Below are 17213 nucleotides of genomic sequence, written 5' to 3' on the forward strand. Positions count from 1 at the left end.
TCTTTCCACCCCAGATGATTGCAATGGGGCAGATGCTAGTGAACGCACCTTAGATTCAGAACGACTGAGTTTTCATTTGCAAACAAGCAAATCGTCCGAAGTGTTTTCTATCGCAATGCATTGGACATGCGTTCTGTCGCAAGCCGCTGCCATCCGGGGATGGCAGCGCAGCTATGCAACGCACAGAGCCGTTGCCCGGCGAAAACGTCAGAAACGGTACTTGACGTTCAACGCCACGCTGCGCGGCGTGCCGTAATTGCCCGAATTCCACCAGTCGGACACCGAGGCGATGTACTTCTTGTCGAACAGGTTGTTGACGTTCAGCGTGGCGGAAAGCTGCGGACTGAACTCGTAGCGCGCCATCAGGCTGGCGACGGCATGGGATTTCTGCTCCCAGTACAGGTCGCGGTTAAGCTGCCAGAAATTGACCGTGGAGTAGGTCCTGCTCTGCCAGTTCACGCCACCGCCCAGTGTGAGACGGCTCCAGTCGCCGGGCAGACGGTAGGTGGTCCACAGCTTGACCATGTTGCGCGGGAAGGTCGTATTGGTGCGCGTCCCATTGGCGGTCTCGCTCTGGCCGTAGGTCCACGATGCCGAAACATTCCAGTCACGCGCCAGCGCCCCGAAAACCTCCACATCCAGACCCTGGGTCCTGGTGCCCTTGACGGAGCGCGAAGCACCCGTGTCGATGGTGCCGGGTACGAAGTAGCCGGGATCGGCTTCAGCCACATTGTCCTGCCGGATCTGGTAGAGCGCCAAAGCGGTATTGAGCCGTCCGCCGAGCCAGGCACTTTTGAGTCCCACTTCATAGTTCGCGCCCTCGGTCGGATCGAGCACCGCGCCGTTGCGGTCCCGCGCCGACTGGGGCTGGTAGATCGTGGTGTAGCTGGCGTAGACCGCATGGTCCTTGTCGATGTCGTAGACGACACCGGCGTAGGGCGTGAAAACGCCATCTTCCGACGTGGCGGTGGCATAGCTGCCGCCCGTCCAGCTTTCGTCGAACTTGTAGTCGTGCGAAAGGATGCGCGTGCCCGTGATCAGCTTGAGCTTGTCGCTTACCTGGAAGCGCGCCGCGCCATAGAGGCTGGACTGCCGCATGGTGTATTGCGAATTCACATTGACCGGACCGTAAACGCCCGCGCCCGTACGATCCCAGGTGAAGAGATTGGCGGCGGTGCCTCTCAGGCCGCTGGTGTCGGGGTGCGACTGCATGAGCTGGTCATATTCTTCATAGGCCGCGCCCAGCACCAGCTCATGCTGACGCCCCAGCAGCGAGAACGGACCGATCAGTTTCACATCCACGTTGCTGTGTTCGATGTCGCCCGCGCGCTTGGACGCCCACAGGGCAACGCCATTGCCCGCGGCATCATAAAAGGTGCTGTCGGAGTCCAGCACGGTGCGCTCCTCGCGGTGCGACGAACGTGCGTGGCTGGCCGACAGTTTCAGCTTCCAGTCGCCGCCCAGCTGCTGCTCGAGCGTGGCGAACGCCTTGGTCGACTCCAGGTCCAGCCGGTTGTCCCGGCTCGCGCCAGTGAACGACACGGGCAGGTCGGTACGCGAGCCGTCGGCGAACCAGATAGGGAAGCCGATGTAGGAGCCCTGGCCCTTGACCTTGGTGCGCTCGTGTTCCAGTCCGGCCGTCACACGCGTGGTGCTGGTCAGGTCGGCTTCGATCACGCCGTAGATCTGGGCCTTCTTGCGGCCATAGTTGTCGATGTGGCTGTCGGCGTCCTGCCCGGCGGCGACCAGGCGACCGCGCACCGTGCCGGCCTCGTTCAGCGGGCCCGAGAGGTCGATCACACCGCGCTTGTCGCCCCATGAGCCCAGGCCTGCCTCGGCCGAGCCCTGGAATTCGGCCGTGGGCTTCTTGCGCACCATGTTGATCGTGCCGGAAGGGTCTCCCACCCCGGTCACCAGACCGGAGGCACCGCGCAGCACTTCGATGCGGTCGTAGAACGCCATGTCGGCCACGGTGGCGGCAGGAACGGCCCCGCCGCCGAGCACCTGGACGAAAGTGTTCACGCCATCGAACTGGTAGTTTCTGAATGAGTAGCCGCGCGCGCTCGCACCGCCGAGCTCGGTGCCCAGGGCCGTGGCCTGCACTCCCGGCACCTGTGCCAGCGTCTGCTGTATCGTCATCAGGCCCTGGTCTTCCATGCGCTGGCTGGTCATCACGCTCACCGACTGCGGCGTCTCGCGCTGCGTCAGCCCCAGCGGCGTGGCCGTGGTGCTGGGTCCGGCCGCAACGTAGCTGCGCGTGCCTTCGGTCGCGCCGCCGCCCAGGGCCTGCGCCGTCACGGTCACGGCCGCCATCGTCGTCGCCGAACTCCCGGACGCCTGGGGCCGCAGCGTGAACGTTCCGGGCTGGGTGCTCACGGCCACCAGGCCGGTGCCGGAAAGCAGCCGCTCCAGCGCATCGCGTGGCGACAGGCTGCCGCTCACAGCCGCGGCCTGGCGCCCTTCGACCAGCGCATCGTCAAAAAGCACCTGCAACTGCGTCTGGCGGCCAAAGGCCCGCAGCGCGCTCAGCAGCGGCTGTGCCGACAGATCGAACGACAGGCGTGCCTCCTGCGCGGCTGCCGTCTGTGCCGTCGCGGCGGTGGGCGCAATGGCCATCACGGCCACGGCCATGGAAACCATCAGCGCCAGCATGTTCGGCCGCAATGCGACGCCGCCGCCGTGCGTCGCCCGCCCGTTCTTCTCAACCCACTCCCTCGACTGACCTTGGTGCATGACCTGCATCTCCTGAATTCCTGCCTGTGTGACGACGGCAGACCGGCGCAAGAAGGCAGGTCCGACCGCTGATGTACGGCCGTTGGCTGGGAATCAGAAAAGCAGAGGCTTTGTGTCCGTGGCTGGCAGCGCGTGGGACGCGAAAATCTCCGTGCCCCTGCCATGAAGAAGCATCAAAGGCCTGATCCATGGAACCCGTCAATACGAAACAATTTGTATCTCAGCGACGGCGGATCACCCAACCGCCGTCGCTGCGGCGCTGGACGCGCACCTCTGCAACGCTGGGCAAGGCCAGCAGAAATCGCTCCGGATCCTTGAGCGCCAGGAAGCCGGAGATGGGCAGCGACTGCAGCGCCGCGCCCTCCACTTCCACGGGCTGGACCAGATGACGCGCCAGCTCCTTCGCCACCTGCGCCAGCGGCAGGCGCTTGAAGTAGATCTGGCCGCTGGTCCACTCCGCGATCGCCTCGGGCAAGACCGCCGACTCACGGCGGTGGCCGTCGAGGGGGTCGATGGCAAGCCCCGAGCCCGGCCCCATCACCACCACGGGAGCGCCGGCATCCGCGGTCGAGCGCACTTCGACACGGCCTTGCTGCACCTGCACCACAAACTCCGGCGGCCCCGTGCGCACATTGAACGCCGTGCCGACAACACGCACCTGGTGGCCGCCACTGGCCACGGTGAACGGCCTGGCCGCGGCTGGCGCCACCGTGAAGAAGGCTTCGCCCTTGTCGAGCACGGTCTCGCGCCGGCGCGGGTAGTAACGCACCTGCAACTGGCTGTTGGCGTTCAGCGCCACCTGCGAGCCGTCCGGCAGAGCGATGCTGCGCAGCTCTCCGGGGCCGGTGGCGACATCGACCGAATAGCCCGCGGTGTTGTCCCAGCGATGCCAGCCGTAGCCGACCATCGCCACCAGGGCGAGCGCACAGGCCGACCCGAGCACAGGCCCGCGCCACCAGCCCTGGCCGATCGAAGCAGTGCGGCGGCCAGCCACCGGCGGGGCCGCACGGGATGCGGCGGCCTGCGGGGCGGGGCCATATGCAGCCGGGAACATCGCCTTGAGCTGCGCGGCCTCTCGCCACGCCCGGCCCACACGCTCCATCGCCTCGCGATGGCGCGCATCTTCGGCCAGCCAGGCATCGAGCGCGCGCTCATCCGCGCTGGACCAGCCAGGCTGCTGCCGGCGCACATGCCAGTCGCCCGCGCGGTGGTTCAACGCCAGCACCTGCTCTGGCGGGAGGTCCTGCAAAAGGGATGGGCTTGGCTTTGCGCTCATTCTTTTGGGCCCTGCGCCCATGAAGCGGCGCGTTGATCGTCATCTTTTTCACTCAGCGACGCCTGCATGGCTTGCAGGCGCTGCATCTGCCCCGCACTGGCGAACAGCACGCGGGTCTCGCAGTAGGCAAGGGCGCGCGCCAGATGCTTCACGGTCATGCGCAAGGAAATCCCCATCTGATCGGCAGTCTCCTGCACCGTGTGGCCCTCGACCCGGTGCAACACAAAGGCCTGGCGCTGGCGTTCGGGCAGCTCCTGCACGGCCTGGTGCAAGCGGGTCAGCCGCTGGCGCTGCTGCGCCGCGTGCTCGGCGCTGCCCTGATTTTCCGCCGCCGCCGCGTGGAGTTCCTCCTGGCATTCATCATAGGAAACGGCTTGCAGCCCATGCGATCGGGCGCTCTTGTGCCAGTCCCGGGCGGCCACGCTGCGCAGCGTCTGGCGCAGATAGGGCTGCTCCTCTTCGGGGCGCAGCACCTTGCCCGTGGCAGCCACGCGCACAAACACTTCCTGCGCTGCATCCTCGACTTCCGCCGTTGTGCCGAAGTGGCGGCGCAGCATGCGCATGACGGGTACGCGCCAGCGCGCATAGAGGCTGGCCAGGTGGCCGCCTGGCGCATCAGGAGGCTCTGGCGCACCCTTTTGTGAAAGCAGGTCGTGCCGCATCACGTTCCATGCCTTGGGCGCAGGCACGCACCTGTACCCGATGTCCTGGAAGGCGGTCGGTCGGACGAGGAATGGAGGCAGTAAGACACGGCGGGCATGGGGTCGCCGCCAGTCCGAAATGGCGATACCACGAAGTCCTGCCCACAGCGCAGCATTGCTGCGCTGCATGCGGAAATCGGGCGGCGAAATGAAATCACAGGCGATTGTACTGAGAGTTATTCTCATCTATGGCATTTGCTGCTTGACGCTGCAACACGCACATGCTGTTGCAGGCCCGCTCCATGACTCTGCGTTAGACTGGATCGGCCTGCCGTAACAGCCACCGCAGGTCCACCCGGGTCTTGGCAGGCCTGTCGAAAATCGGTTGGTGCACCCGTGGCCCCGAGGCATTCCATGCAGTTCTTCACCCCGCCCCGCGAACATTTCTTCCGTCCACTCACGCATGACAACCGTGAACTGTGCGCCGCCGTGCTGCGGGCCTTGCACGAGCGTGTGCATGGGGCCAACGCCGACTATGCCGAAGTGCTGACGCGCGATCTGGTGCTGGAAGTCATTCAGCATGCGCTCGCCGACCCCACGCTGCGCAGCCTGGCCTTTGGCGACGCGAAGACCACGCGCGCCGAAGAAGAGCGTGCCTATGCGAGCGATCTGGTGCGCAAGCTCAAGGAACACGGCTGGCTCGAGGACTACCGCGACCCCATCGACTTGCGGCCCACGCTCAAGCTCAGCCGCGCGGGCAAGGCCTTCAGCGAGACCTTCGCCAACATCGACGATTCCCGCGCCAAGACCCGCCAGCGCAACATGCGCTCGGCGCGCAAGGCGCTGACGGCCTTCATCGCCACCGGCGACGCCGATGAACTGCTGGACGGCCACGAGTTCGCCAGCCGCGTGGTCCAGGATCTGCAGGACGACATCGAATACTTCCGCCACCTGATCCAGAGCCTGACGCGCGAGGCATTGGCGCAGAAGGTGGCCTGGAACGAATTCAATGAATTCATCGAGAAGCGCTTCGCGCGTGAATATGCGGTGCGCCTGGTGGCCGACTCGGCCGAGCGCCATCGCGGCCAGATCAACGAAGCATTGGAAGAGGTGCGCGCCCTCGACGGCGAGCAACGCGCCCTGGTGAACGCCCACCTGCTGCAGCGCGCCCCCTGGCTGGAGCAGACGTCGCAGGGCCGCAGCCCCATGCTGTGGCTCGCGGACCGCATAGAGAGCATGGTCGATGCCGCCTGCGGCCTGAAACTGCCTATGCTGCGCTCGGAGATGAACAACTACGTGCGCCGCTTCACCAGCCTGTTGCGCCAGGCCCTGTCCCTGGACTATGGCGCCGAATCCCCCCTGGGCCGCACCATGGCGTGGCTCAAGGACCAGCCTGAGCCCGGCCGCGCACTGCTGCTCGACACCCTGACCCGGCGCCTGGCCACCAGCGAGATCCGCCTGCCCGGCGGCGTGCTGCGCTGGACGGTGCGCGACCGCGAGGTCGAGGCCGCGTCGCAGGCCCCGCTGGTGGTGGACGAGGCCAGCCGCCTGAGTGCGCTGCTGCGCCGGGCCGAAGCCGAGGCCTTTGCCTTCAGCGATCAGCAGGTGCTGCAAGGCCTGCTGCCCTACTTGCAGGATGGGCCGATCACGCTGGCGGCACTGCCGATGGACTCGGCCGAGGACGCGGTGCGCGTGCTGCATGCCGTGGGCGCAGCGCGTTCGACCGAGGGGCGCCGCCTGTTGCAGGCGCGAAAAACGGCCACGCAGGTCAGCACGCCGTACTTCCAGGCCGACGACTATGAACTGCGCATCGAACCCATGAACGGGCTGGACGCGGCACCCGGCCAGCCAGGCAGGGAGCGCTGAACATGCTGCAATCCCTGGCCCAGTACATCGAGCAGCGCCTGGTGACCGAAGGCAGCGCCAGCATCACGCCCGCACGCTTCGCCGAATTGGCCGGGCGCCTGCTGGCCAGCGGCGTCCTGTGGCGCGAGCATTCCCGGCCCGAAGCCGCGCTCTACGACGACGCCATCCAGTGCGAGCAGCTGTTGCGCGAATGGTTCGCCTGCATAGGCTTCGTGCTGGCCCACGACAGCGACGCCCGCCTGCTGCGCCTGTACCCCCCGGGCGAAGGCGGCGGTGACGACGAGGAAGACGGCGTGCGCCGCCTGCGCGCGCGCCTGTCGCGGGATTTCGTGGCGGCCGTGATCGCCCTGCGCTTTCTCTACACCGAGGCGCTGACCGGACGCCGCCCGCTGGTGGACGAGCGCCTGGCCATCAGCCTGGAGGAACTGTCACAGGCGGTGGTGTCGCTGCTGGCGCACAAGCTGCCGAATGCGGCCAGCGAACGCACGGCCCTGTTGCGCGAACTGCGCAAGCACCGCATCTTGCATTTCGTCGAGGGCGACGACGCCGGAGACATGCAGATGGGCCTGGCCGTGCTGCGGCCGGTGATGAGCTTCGTCAGCGACGAGGCGCTGGACGAGGCATTGCGCCTGGCGGGGCACAAGATGCCCCCGGCCTCCGAGGGCAGCGCATGAAGATCGCCAAGCTGCTCACCTGGCATTGGGGCTCGCTCGAGGACCGCGAATGGCCCTTCGCCGACTCGGTGCTGCTCACGGGCGAATCGGGTTCGGGCAAGTCCACGCTGCTCGATGCCATCCAGACCGTGCTCACGGCCGCGCACCAGCACGTGGTGCAGTTTAACATCGGCCAGGACGAATCCACGCAGAGCCGGCGCGGCGGCAAGGAGCCGCGCACCTTGGCCGCCTACGCCCTGGGACAGCAGGCCGACGGCGTGTTCCTGCGCACCCGCTCGACCAGCTACGCGGGCATCGTGTTCGAAGCCTCCGAGCAGGCGGGCGAGCAGACCGAGCCCTTCACCGCGCTGGTCGGCGTGGAGGCTTTCGAGGACGGCCGACGTGCCGTACTGCAGGGCGCGCCGCAGTTCTTCCTCGTGCGCCGGGCCCTGTCGCTGGACCATCTGGCGCGCCGCGCGGGCGAGGCACTCACCGCCTCGCCCTTGCCGCTCAAGGAACTGTACGTGCAGCTGCAGCACCGCCTGCAGGCCAGGCCGGACAAGTCCGGCGCGGTGGTGCAACGCTTCCCCGACAAGGGCGGCTATCTGCAGCACCTGTACGGCGCGCTCATGGGCAAGACGGCGGTAGGCGAACACGACGCCACGCGCGCGGCCAAGTCGCTCGTCAAGGCAATGGCATACAAGGAACTGGGCAACGTCAACGACCTGGTGCGCGACGAAATCCTCGAGCAGCACGACTTCAGCAAGGACCTGGACAAGATGCGCGAGCTGATGCGCTCCATCGCCAGCCTGAAGCTCGAAGCCGAGCGCCTGGCGCTGAATCTGCAGCGGCTCGACACCGCGCAATCCAGCGCCGGGCAGGTGCTGGACGAAGCACGGCGTTTCGTCACCACCACCATCGCCCATGCGCTGCGCGCGCGCAGCGAGGCGCACGATGAACAGGCCCTGGTGCTGCGCCAGATCGCCGTCCAGGACAGGAAGCAGGCGCAGTTGCAGGAAAAGCGGGCCTCGCTCGAAGCGCAGGAAACCCAGTTGCGCGAACAACTGCGCGGGGTGGAAAAGCGCCTGGACGACAGCGACGTGGCACGCGAGAAGCAGGCGCTGGAAAACCAGATCCGGCTGCAGGCCGACCAGTTCCGCCTGCACTGGGGCCGCGTACAGGAGGCCGCGCGCGGTATCGCGGGGATGGCCGCGCAACTCGAACAACTGCTGGCGCTGGATCTTTCGGCCGAGCCGGCCCTGGCTGCGGCGGTGCAGGCGCTTCGCCCTGTCGCGCAGCAGATCCTCACACCCTGGCCGGCGATGGTCAGCGCCTACGCGCGCGACGCGGCCCTGGACGTGGAGCTGCCCGCCTTCGACCTGGAAGCGTTCGACGTGCAACTCGGCGTCCTGCGCCAGTGCATCCACGATGGCGATGCCTCGGTGCAGGGGGCGGTGCTGCAGGCACTGACCGACGTCGGCGTGCGGCTGAACCAGTTGAAGGACGACGCCGAGCAGCGCAATGCCGAATTGCGCCGCCTGCAGTCCGGCCGGGCCCAGGGGCCGAAAGACGCACACGATGCGGTGGCGCTGATCGAGCGCGAGATGCCCTCTGCCCGCCCCCACCTGCTGGCCCAGTTGGTGGAGCCGCGTCCCGGCACGCCCTGGCAGAACGCCATCGAAGGCTACATGGGCGGCGACCGCTTCGCCATCATCGTCGAGGCCGGGATGGAGGCGCTGTGCACCCGGCTGGTGAAGCAGCATTACCGCGTGCGCTCGCCCAAGGTCGTGCAGGGGCGCAAGGCCATGGAAGACACGCAAGGGCGCCAGCTGGAGAACCGCGCCGTGCTGCACGAACTGATCTGCAAGCACCCGGTGGCCAACGCGTTCCTGCTGGCGCAGTACGGCCGCGTGCGCAAGGTCGACACCGAGGACGAACTGGCGCGCACCGCGCAGGGCCTGATGGAGGAAGGCCTGGGCAGCCGGGGCTACGGCATGTTCGCCTGCCGCGCACCCGACGGCGACCTGGTCTTTGGCGAAGCCGCGCGCCAGCGGCGTCGGCAGTGGTGCGAAGACGAGATCCGGCGGCTGGCAGGGGAAACCCGTACCCTGCAAACCTTGCGCCAGTCGTTGCAGGCCATCACCCGCATGTTCAACGGCTCGGTGTTCACGCCGCTCACGCCCTTGGTGCTTGCCGTGCTCGAAAGCCAGGCGCAGCATGCGCGTGCCGAGCAGGCGCTCAAGGCGCTGGACCTGTCCGCCATCGACGCATTGCTGGCCGAGCAAAAAGGCTTCAGGGCGCGCATAGAGCAAATCACCGGCCAGCGCGACGAGGAACTCAAGCAGGTCGGTGCCACGGACCGGGAACTGGCGGATCTGCGCCGCCGGGAGAAGGCCCTGGCCGAGCGCTTGCCGGATCTCGAGATCGCCAGCACCAATGCCGCGGTCTGGGCTTCGCGCTTTGCGGCAGCCGTGCCCGCGCTGGCCACCGAGCGCCAGTTGCTGGACGAAGCCCAGGCATTGGCGGCAGAGCAGGAAACCAGCCTGGACGCACTGCGCCACCGCGTGCAAAGCCTGCGCGACAACCTGCCCCGCACCTTGCGGGAGCTGGCCCAGGCCGTGGGCGCCTACCTGTCCGGTGCGCGCGACGACAGCGAGCGCTTTGCCTGGACCGATCCCCCGCGCAGCGTGGACCGCCTGGAAGAGCTTCTCCCCCTGGTCGAGCGCACCCGCGCCGCCATCGCCGAGCAGGCCCAGCGCCAGCGTGCAATCGGCCTGGCAGACAACGCCAGCGCCCTGCGCGAGGCCGAAGGCCAGTTCAACCACGTCTTCACCAGCAGCTTCTGCTTCAAGATGCGCGACGACGTCAAGCAGGGCGCGCTGACGCTGCAGCGGCTCAACCGCCACCTGCAGGACATCCGCTTCGGCAGCGACACCTTCAAGCTGGAGTGGGACTGGGTGCCGCGCCTGCAGAAAGTGCAGGAGTTCTTCGAGGCGGTGGAGAGCGCGGTCGAAGGGCTGGAGCATGACCGCGGCTCTATCTTCACCTCGCCCCGCCTCACCGATGCGCAACGCGCCACCGCGGAAGAAATTCGCCGCCTGCTGCTGGCCAACGACCAGGGGGCCAGCGAACGCGCGCTGCGCGAACTGGCCGACTACCGCAACTACCGGCGCTACGACATCGTGCGCACCAGCCCGGTGGGCACCACCAGGCTGTCGACCTGGGGCACGGGCTCGGGCGGCGAACTGGAGACGCCGTTCTACGTGGTGCGCTCGGCGGTGCTGGCCCATGCGCTCGGACATTTCGGCCGCGACCGCAAGGGTGCGCCGGCCCTGCGCCTGATGCTCAGCGACGAGGCCTTCTCCAAGATGGACGAAACGCGTTCGCGCAACGTGCTGCGCTTCCTGTCCCAGACCCTGGGGCTGCAGCTCATCGTCGCCATGCCCACCTCCAAGTCGGGCGCGGTCAAGCCCGAGTTCGACAAGGAGTTCACCTTTTCCAAGGTGATGGCACGCCGGCCCAGCGGCGATGGTTTCCAGGAGCTGTTCGTCAGCGAAGCGCAGGAGAAGACGCTCAACCGCCCGGCGCTGGCCCGGCTGTGGGACACCCATGCCGAGCAGGCGCGCGAAGCTGCGCGTGCCCAGTGGCAGCAGGCGCAAGGGCCTGCTGCCCCGGCTCCTGCCCCGGAAGCTGAAGACAAGGACGGTGGTCGACCCGATGGCCAGGCCCGGCACTGAACATGGACACCGCTGAGCCTTCGCCGCATCCCTTCCTGCTGCGTGTGGCCCGGTTGCTGCTCGCCAAGGCGGAGCGCAGCACGGCCCAGGGGCCGTTGCGCCTGGCGCTGGACCGCAAGGCGGCCCCCGAACTGCACGCTGCCGTGGACGCCGACCAGATCCAGCTGCTGCGCATGCAGCTCGATGAGCTGTGCGCCACGGGCTGGGCCGCCCTGCGGCTGGAGGCACCGCGGGCCTTCGCCAACTTCATCGACCGCAAGCCGCGCCTGGAGCTGCTCGATTTCGACGCCCTGGCGGCGTGGGCCGGCTACACCCCGCAGGCCCAGCGCTGGCGGCAGCAATGGCGGGCGCAGATCACGGCGCACTGGACAGCCCGCCCGCACGACGCGCCGACCGATCCGGCCGCCGTGCTGGACCACCTGGCCCGCAGCCCGCTGGTCCCGATCGAAGGGCTGTCGCTGGAAGAGGCCACCCGCAGCCTCGTCACCTTGACCGCGCTGTGCCGGTCGGGCCGGACCATGGCCCTGCGCGAAGCATCGGCGCGCGCCTTTCAGGGCCGCTCCAAAGTGCTGGACCACCGTGAGGAACTGCTGCGCCTGCTCGGCGCGGCACCGGGTCAGTTCAGCGAAGCGCCTATCCAGTTGCTGCTGGCGCCCCCCGCCAGCGGCCCCGAAGGCGCCGGCGATGAGGGCCGGCCCCCGGCCTTCACGGACGTGCTGTTCATCGAGAACCTGGTCACCTTCGAGCACATGGCCGATGCCCGTGGCCCGGCCTGGCAGCGCAGCCTGCTGGTCTATGCGGCGGGTTTTCGCGGCAGCGCCCGCAGGCTGCGCGCACGCACCGGCTGCCGCCTGTACTTGCGCGCCCCCGCATGCGCCGCGTCGTTGCCAGCGATTGAAAACTGGCTGTTCGCCCCGTGCAGCGGGTCGCTGCCGGTGTACTTCTTCGGCGACCTCGACCACGCCGGCATGCAGATACTTGCCAGCCTGCGCGAAGTGTTTCCCGGGGCCAGCGCCTGGCGCCACGGCTATGCACCACTGGCAACGCTGCTGGCGGCCGGCGCAGGCCATACGCCGGAATGGGCCGCCAAAGCCCAGCAAACCGACCCCGGCCACACAGGTTGCGCCTATGCCGACACCCAATTGCTGCCGCTGCTGCGCAGCCAGGGGCGTTTTATCGACCAGGAAGCGGTAGATCTCGGCACTGGCTAGGGCCCCCTGCCGGCTCACTCGCAATGGACCACACTGATCACGGCCCTATCCGCCCGCTTACGATAGTTCGCACAGGCGACCCTCGACGCTTACGCCATGCACGGATAATGGCCTCGCCCCAAGCGGCGTATGCGATCTTTGAGTCGTGTTGCTTAACAAATGAGTCGATGCAGTGCACCACATGGCAACGTTTGCGCCAGTACTGCAAAAGTGTGGTCGCCTTCATCACAAGGTGATGAAAAGCACCGCCATCCGCGCCGAAAAATCTGCAACAGGCCTTTCCCGGGAAGCATCTGGTTTCGGGCATGGCTAGTGGACAAGCGAAAAATCAAGGACAACCATTGAAAGACGAAAAAGAAATCCGCTCCCTGACTGGACTGCGTTTTGTTGCAGCCTTCTATGTCTTTCTTTTCCACATTCACATTCGCTGGCCTATCTCGACCCATCCTTTTGCGAAGAATGCTCTGGACCAGGGAGCCGTCGGGATGAGCTTGTTCTTCATGCTTTCCGGCTTTGTGCTTGCGTATCGTTACGCAGATGGACACAGCACGTTAAAAGACTATTTCATCAATCGTTTCGCCAGAATATACCCAATATATCTAGCAGCTGCGCTGGTGACATTGCCATGGATTGGAATCAGTTTCAACAGCGATTCACTGGCCGATGCATCAAAGGGGATCGCTCAATTGGCGACCCTTGTCTTCTCAAATATTTTTCTTATCCAGGCATGGTTTCCCCAGTATTTCCACTACTGGAATGTCGGTGGCAGTTGGTCAATTTCCGTCGAAGCGTTCTGCTACGCCCTGCTCCCATTCCTTTTGCCCAAGCTTCTGAAGGCATCCGTGAGGCAGTTGTTGAGCATCGCCGCTGTCTGCTGGTTGTTGGCGACGTTGCCCGGTCTTTCCGCCGCACTTTTCGACAGCCCATCGAATGGCGTCTTTTATTCAATGCCCATCTTTCGTTTGCCGGAGTTCTTGATTGGGGCATGTGCATTCCTGGCCCTCCGTCTTGAATTCAGATATCGCTGGGGAGCGGCGCTGCAAGTGGCTGTACTGGTGATATTTCTGCTTTATCTTGGAGTGGTGGGGCCAAAAATGCCTCTTTATGTCGGCCATAACTGGATCGCCCTGCCTGTGATCGCCTTCATGATTTTTTCCCTGTCAAATGACAAAGGCCTGATTGCGTCGATTCTTTCCTGCCGCGTCTTTGTCTGGCTGGGAAAGATAAGTTACTGCTTCTATTCATTTCAAGCCCTGATCATCTTGCTGCTTATCAGCCATCACGACAAGTTGATTCAATCAGCCCCCGCGCTGTCCGACAATAAGGTGCTGGCGATAGCATCATTGACAGTGCTGGTGGCGCTTTCCGCAGCGGGTTACTACTTTGTCGAGGAGCCTGCACGGCGGTGGATCAGGCGATACCAACAAAACGGGGAGATTCGCAAAATCGCGTCTGCTGGTCGCCGCTCCGCTTAGTTCGATTCCGTAACGTCCAGAGTACGACTGGCCCTTCAACACTAGCCGGGAGAACGCGGGGATTGCGATGGCCAGTGGCGTGCTGCGTCCTCCAGCATTGCAGTCACACGACAGACTGATCGTTACGCACAGATGAGCGATTGGCCTTGTTCAGTTCTGCCTTCACCGGGTCAAAAGTGGTGACGCGGATGTTCGGCACAGTCACGTTGGTATTGTTGGAATGGCTGACCGTGCGGGAGTCAGTGGCAGCGTCACCAAGCGGTCCTGACGCCATTGGGCATTGGTGCGCAGCACTGCCGGGCCGCATCGTGAGAGAACCATTTTTTTGCCGATGGCTGCAATCGACTATGCCGACAACAGGCAGCCCTTCGGAAAGCGAGGATTGCCTTCCTCGCGCCCCAACTGAAAAGCCCCAGACCATTTCTGATCTGGGGCTTCATGTTTGGTGGCCTGGGACGGAATCGAACCGCCGACACAAGGATTTTCAATCCTCTGCTCTACCGACTGAGCTACCGGGCCGCTGAAGCTCAAATTATAGGGGCGTTTTTTGGCCCCAAATTGAAAATCGCGATTTTTTTCAAAAATTCTTAACCGCGCTTGTTGCGGCCCAGGTCGACGCCCAACTGGCGTAGCTTGCGGTACAGATGGGTGCGCTCCAGACCGGTCTTTTCGGCGACGCGCGTCATCGAGCCGCCTTCGCGTGCGAGGTGGAATTCGAAGTAGGCTTTCTCGAAGCCGTCACGCGCTTCGCGCAGCGGGCGGTCGAGGTCGAACCCCTGGTGCTGCTCGGGGCCGGCTTCGGCCGCCACGCGCACCGTCGAGGACATCGCATGGTGATGCGATGTCTCGATCTGCGCCGCGGCGCTGCCGGTCTCGGCCGGCGCATGCCCGGGCGCCGAAGTGGCCTGCGCGCTGCTGCGCGCCAGCCCCTGCTCGACCGCCTTGAGCAGTTTCTGCAGCGTGATCGGCTTTTCGAGAAAGGAGAACGCACCGATGCGCGTGGACTCCACGGCGGTGTCTATGGTGGCGTGGCCGCTCATCATGATCACCGGCATGGTCAGTTGCCCGGCCGACGCCCACTCCTTGAGCAGCGACACCCCGTCCGTATCGGGCATCCATATGTCCAGCAGCACCAGGTCATAGTTGCTGGACAGACGCGCTGCCCGTGCCTGGGTTGCGTTCTCCGCCAGGTCGACACTATGACCCTCGTCGTTGAGGATTTCCGACAACAAATCCCGAATCCCCAATTCGTCGTCGACCACCAGTATGTTTGCCATGTGTATTGAAACGCCTATGTGCTGCGCTGAGCGGAGCCCTCCGCGAGGGCCTTACCTACAGGGGCAAATGATAGCGACACTTGTGCTCCCTGCACTATCGAGTTTTCTACCCGGTTGCTCAACTTGATCCGGGCCCCGTGTTCATCTGCAATTTTCTTGACCACTGCGAGCCCCAGACCGGTGCCGCGCACCTTGGTCGTGACATAGGGCTCGAAGGCCCGTTGCAGGATGTTCGCCGGAAATCCCGGCCCCCGGTCACTGATGCTCAACTGCACGCGCTCGGTGAGCGCATTCCACTGCGTGCTGAGCTCCACTGCCTCTGGCGCACGGCCGGTCTCGGCCGCGGCCTGCTCGGTCGCATCCTGGGCATTTTGCAACAGGTTATGCACTATCTGCCGCAGTTGCTGCGCATCCCCCGCAATCCGGGGGCAGTTCGGGTCGAGGTCGACCTTGACACGCACCGGCGCATTTTCCTCGCCATAAAGATGCATCACGTCGGCCAGCAGGCCATTGAGGTCCAATGGCAACAGTTGGGCCGCGGGCAGGCGCGCGTAGTCGCGGAACTCATCCACGAGGTGCTTCATCGCGCCCACCTGGTCGACAATCGTCTTGACCGACTTGCCAAGCAAGGCCTGGTCGGCGGGCGCGAGCTTGTCCATCAGCTTCATCGCCAGGCGTTCGGCCGACAGCTGGATAGGCGTCAGCGGATTCTTGATTTCATGGGCCACGCGCCGCGCCACCTCGCCCCAGGCCTGGGCGCGCTGGGCCGAGACGATCTCGGAAATGTCGTCGAACACCAGCAGGCGCTGGGTGTCGGGCAGCTCCGCGCCGCGCACCACCAGGCTGGTGCTGTCGTGCACCACGCCGCCGCCCGCCGGGCTGTGCAGCTCGTGCACTTTCTGCCAGCGGTCGCGGCCGCCCTCCCCCAGGAACTGCGCAAACTGCTCGCGCACGATCTGCGCGAATTCCGCCAGCCCCGGCACGTCGCCCAGCAGCCGCCCCTGGTAGGCGGCCATGGGCACGCGCAGTATGCGGGTCGCGCCGGGATTGCTCGACACCACATGGCCGGCTTCGTCGAGCACGATCACGCCCGAAGTCAGGTTGTCGAGAATGGTCTGCAGATTGGAGCGTGCGGCATCGACATCGGCCATGCTCTGGCCCACGGCCGCATGCGCTTCGGCAAGCTGCTGGGTCATCAACGCAAACGCGCGCGTCAGGCCGCTGAGCTCGTCGGCGCTGGGCAGCGAGGCCTTGGGCCGCAGGTCGCCGCGCGCGACTTCGCGCACGCCCTGGGCCAGCATCAGCAGCGGCCGCGCGAGCTGGTTGCCCAGCACCACGGCCAGCAAAATGGCGCCAAACACCGCGAGAAACAGGCTCAGCGTGAGCGTGCCGATATACATGCGCTGCAGCCCTTCGCGTGCCAGCGCGCGCTCCTGGTACTCACGGTGGGCCTCCTGCACCGCGATCGCGTTGGCCAGCAGCGCCATCGGCAGCTTGAGCGTGGCCTGCACATAGCGCGGCTCGGCCAGCAGGCCCACGGCCGGGTTGGGCACCAGCGCCAGCGTGCGTACGCGCACCGCTTCGAGCATGCGCTCCAGGGCCGCGGCCTCGGTGACGACCGACACATCGTCCAGCCCCTCGATGCGCGCCACCGCCTGCTGGTCGCGCACCGCGCGCATCTGCTGCGCACTCGGTCTATCGGGCAGCAGCAGATCGAATTTCGACGGGCCCACGCTGGCCAGCACCTTGCCCGAAGCGCTCCACAGCACCACGTCGACGGCACCGAGCTGCTCGCGTATGCGTTCGAGCTCGAAGCCGGCCGCCGCATCGGGCACCTTGGACAGCGACTCGCTCGCGGTGCGCGTGTTGTGCGCCATGTCGTTGGCCACGGTCTCGAGCGTGATGCTCGCCAGGCTCACGCCCGCGGACAACGCGCCTTCCACCTTGACGTCGAACCAGCTTTCGATCGAGCGCGAAACGAACTGATAGGACACCACGTAGATCAGCAGCCCGGGCACCACGCCCACGAGCGCGAAAATGCCCGCGAGCTTGAGCAGCAGGCGGCTGCCGAAGCGCCCGCGCCGCAGGCGCAGCGCAAGCCGTACGCCGCCCCACAGCAGCAAGCCCAGCAGCACCGCCGCGACCAGCACGTTCATCGTGAACAGCCAGTTGTAGTTGCGCTCGTAGACTTCGCGGTTGTTGGTCGCCAGCGCCAGCAGGAACATCAGCACCAGGCCGATGGCGCACATCAGCGCCACGCCCACGCCCAGGGCCCAGCGTGCGGAGCGCGACAGACGCGAGACAGGCAACGGGGCGTTCGCCGCGTCCGGCGCGTTCCGCACGC

10 protein-coding genes and 1 tRNA gene are annotated in these 17213 nt (G+C 65.8%); 5 read left to right on the forward strand and 6 right to left on the reverse strand.

Features of this window, described 5'->3' with window-relative positions; genetic code table 11:
• Positions 1–207: 207 nt before the first annotated feature.
• The 3 genes from GVL12_RS14360 to GVL12_RS14370 all read right to left on the reverse strand — a co-directional run bounded on the left by GVL12_RS14360 (position 208) and on the right by GVL12_RS14370 (position 4839).
• A complete protein-coding gene (locus GVL12_RS14360) occupies positions 208–2733 on the reverse strand; it encodes a TonB-dependent siderophore receptor (RefSeq protein ID WP_159915136.1) in 2526 nt (841 codons plus the stop codon).
• Positions 2734–2953: 220 nt separating this feature from the next.
• On the reverse strand, positions 2954–4009 hold the full coding sequence (locus tag GVL12_RS14365; RefSeq protein WP_159915138.1) for a FecR domain-containing protein: 1056 nt from the start codon (positions 4007–4009) through the stop codon (positions 2954–2956).
• Positions 4006–4839 (reverse strand): RNA polymerase sigma factor, encoded by an 834-nt coding sequence (locus GVL12_RS14370; protein ID WP_200843758.1) that lies wholly within the window; start codon positions 4837–4839, stop codon positions 4006–4008. Before GVL12_RS14370 ends, GVL12_RS14365 begins: the two co-directional genes overlap by 4 nt.
• Before the next feature lie 225 nt (positions 4840–5064).
• On the opposite strand from GVL12_RS14370, the gene GVL12_RS14375 reads away from it, so the two are divergent.
• The 5 genes from GVL12_RS14375 to GVL12_RS14395 all read left to right on the forward strand — a co-directional run bounded on the left by GVL12_RS14375 (position 5065) and on the right by GVL12_RS14395 (position 13592).
• Positions 5065–6516: a Wadjet anti-phage system protein JetA family protein gene (locus tag GVL12_RS14375; RefSeq protein ID WP_159915140.1), complete on the forward strand. Its 1452-nt coding sequence runs from the start codon at positions 5065–5067 to the stop codon at positions 6514–6516.
• Positions 6517–6518: 2 nt separating this feature from the next.
• Complete coding sequence (locus GVL12_RS14380) at positions 6519–7190, forward strand: DUF4194 domain-containing protein (protein ID WP_159915142.1); 672 nt, start codon at positions 6519–6521, stop codon at positions 7188–7190.
• The gene (locus GVL12_RS14385; protein ID WP_159915144.1) at positions 7187–10906 is read left to right on the forward strand and encodes an SbcC/MukB-like Walker B domain-containing protein; all 3720 of its coding nucleotides are present in this window, start codon (positions 7187–7189) and stop codon (positions 10904–10906) included. The genes GVL12_RS14380 and GVL12_RS14385 overlap by 4 nt, the downstream gene beginning before the upstream one ends.
• A gap of 2 nt (positions 10907–10908) precedes the next feature.
• On the forward strand, positions 10909–12117 hold the full coding sequence (locus tag GVL12_RS14390) for a hypothetical protein (RefSeq protein ID WP_159915146.1): 1209 nt from the start codon (positions 10909–10911) through the stop codon (positions 12115–12117).
• 305 nt (positions 12118–12422) lie between these two features.
• On the forward strand, positions 12423–13592 hold the full coding sequence (locus tag GVL12_RS14395) for an acyltransferase (protein WP_159915148.1): 1170 nt from the start codon (positions 12423–12425) through the stop codon (positions 13590–13592).
• 443 nt (positions 13593–14035) lie between these two features.
• Here GVL12_RS14395 and GVL12_RS14400 read toward each other — a convergent pair.
• The 3 genes from GVL12_RS14400 to GVL12_RS14410 form a co-directional block, all read right to left on the reverse strand.
• Positions 14036–14111: transfer RNA gene (locus GVL12_RS14400), tRNA-Phe, on the reverse strand.
• Positions 14112–14179: 68 nt separating this feature from the next.
• Positions 14180–14869, reverse strand: coding sequence for a response regulator (locus GVL12_RS14405; RefSeq protein WP_159915150.1), 690 nt, complete (start codon positions 14867–14869; stop codon positions 14180–14182).
• A 14-nt stretch (positions 14870–14883) separates the two neighbouring features.
• Entirely contained in the window at positions 14884–17211 is a 2328-nt protein-coding gene (locus GVL12_RS14410) for a PAS domain-containing sensor histidine kinase (protein ID WP_235033868.1), read from the reverse strand.
• Positions 17212–17213 lie beyond the last annotated feature (2 nt).

The sequence above is a fragment of the Pantoea sp. 18069 genome (genome assembly GCF_902706035.1).
In the GTDB taxonomy this organism is placed as follows: domain Bacteria; phylum Pseudomonadota; class Gammaproteobacteria; order Burkholderiales; family Burkholderiaceae_C; genus Comamonas.

Excerpts from the sequence above, each read along its gene's own strand:
- GVL12_RS14365 (WP_159915138.1), bottom strand. The coding sequence starts at position 4,009 with ATGAGCGCAAAGCCAAGCCCATCCCTTTTGCAGGACCTCCCGCCAGAG.
- GVL12_RS14380 (WP_159915142.1), top strand. The coding sequence starts at position 6,519 with ATGCTGCAATCCCTGGCCCAGTACATCGAGCAGCGCCTGGTGACCGAA.
- GVL12_RS14405 (WP_159915150.1), bottom strand. The coding sequence starts at position 14,869 with ATGGCAAACATACTGGTGGTCGACGACGAATTGGGGATTCGGGATTTG.
- GVL12_RS14360 (WP_159915136.1), bottom strand. The coding sequence starts at position 2,733 with ATGCACCAAGGTCAGTCGAGGGAGTGGGTTGAGAAGAACGGGCGGGCG.
- GVL12_RS14395 (WP_159915148.1), top strand. The coding sequence starts at position 12,423 with ATGGCTAGTGGACAAGCGAAAAATCAAGGACAACCATTGAAAGACGAA.
- GVL12_RS14390 (WP_159915146.1), top strand. The coding sequence starts at position 10,909 with ATGGACACCGCTGAGCCTTCGCCGCATCCCTTCCTGCTGCGTGTGGCC.
- GVL12_RS14385 (WP_159915144.1), top strand. The coding sequence starts at position 7,187 with ATGAAGATCGCCAAGCTGCTCACCTGGCATTGGGGCTCGCTCGAGGAC.
- GVL12_RS14370 (WP_200843758.1), bottom strand. The coding sequence starts at position 4,839 with ATGCAGCGCAGCAATGCTGCGCTGTGGGCAGGACTTCGTGGTATCGCC.
- GVL12_RS14375 (WP_159915140.1), top strand. The coding sequence starts at position 5,065 with ATGCAGTTCTTCACCCCGCCCCGCGAACATTTCTTCCGTCCACTCACG.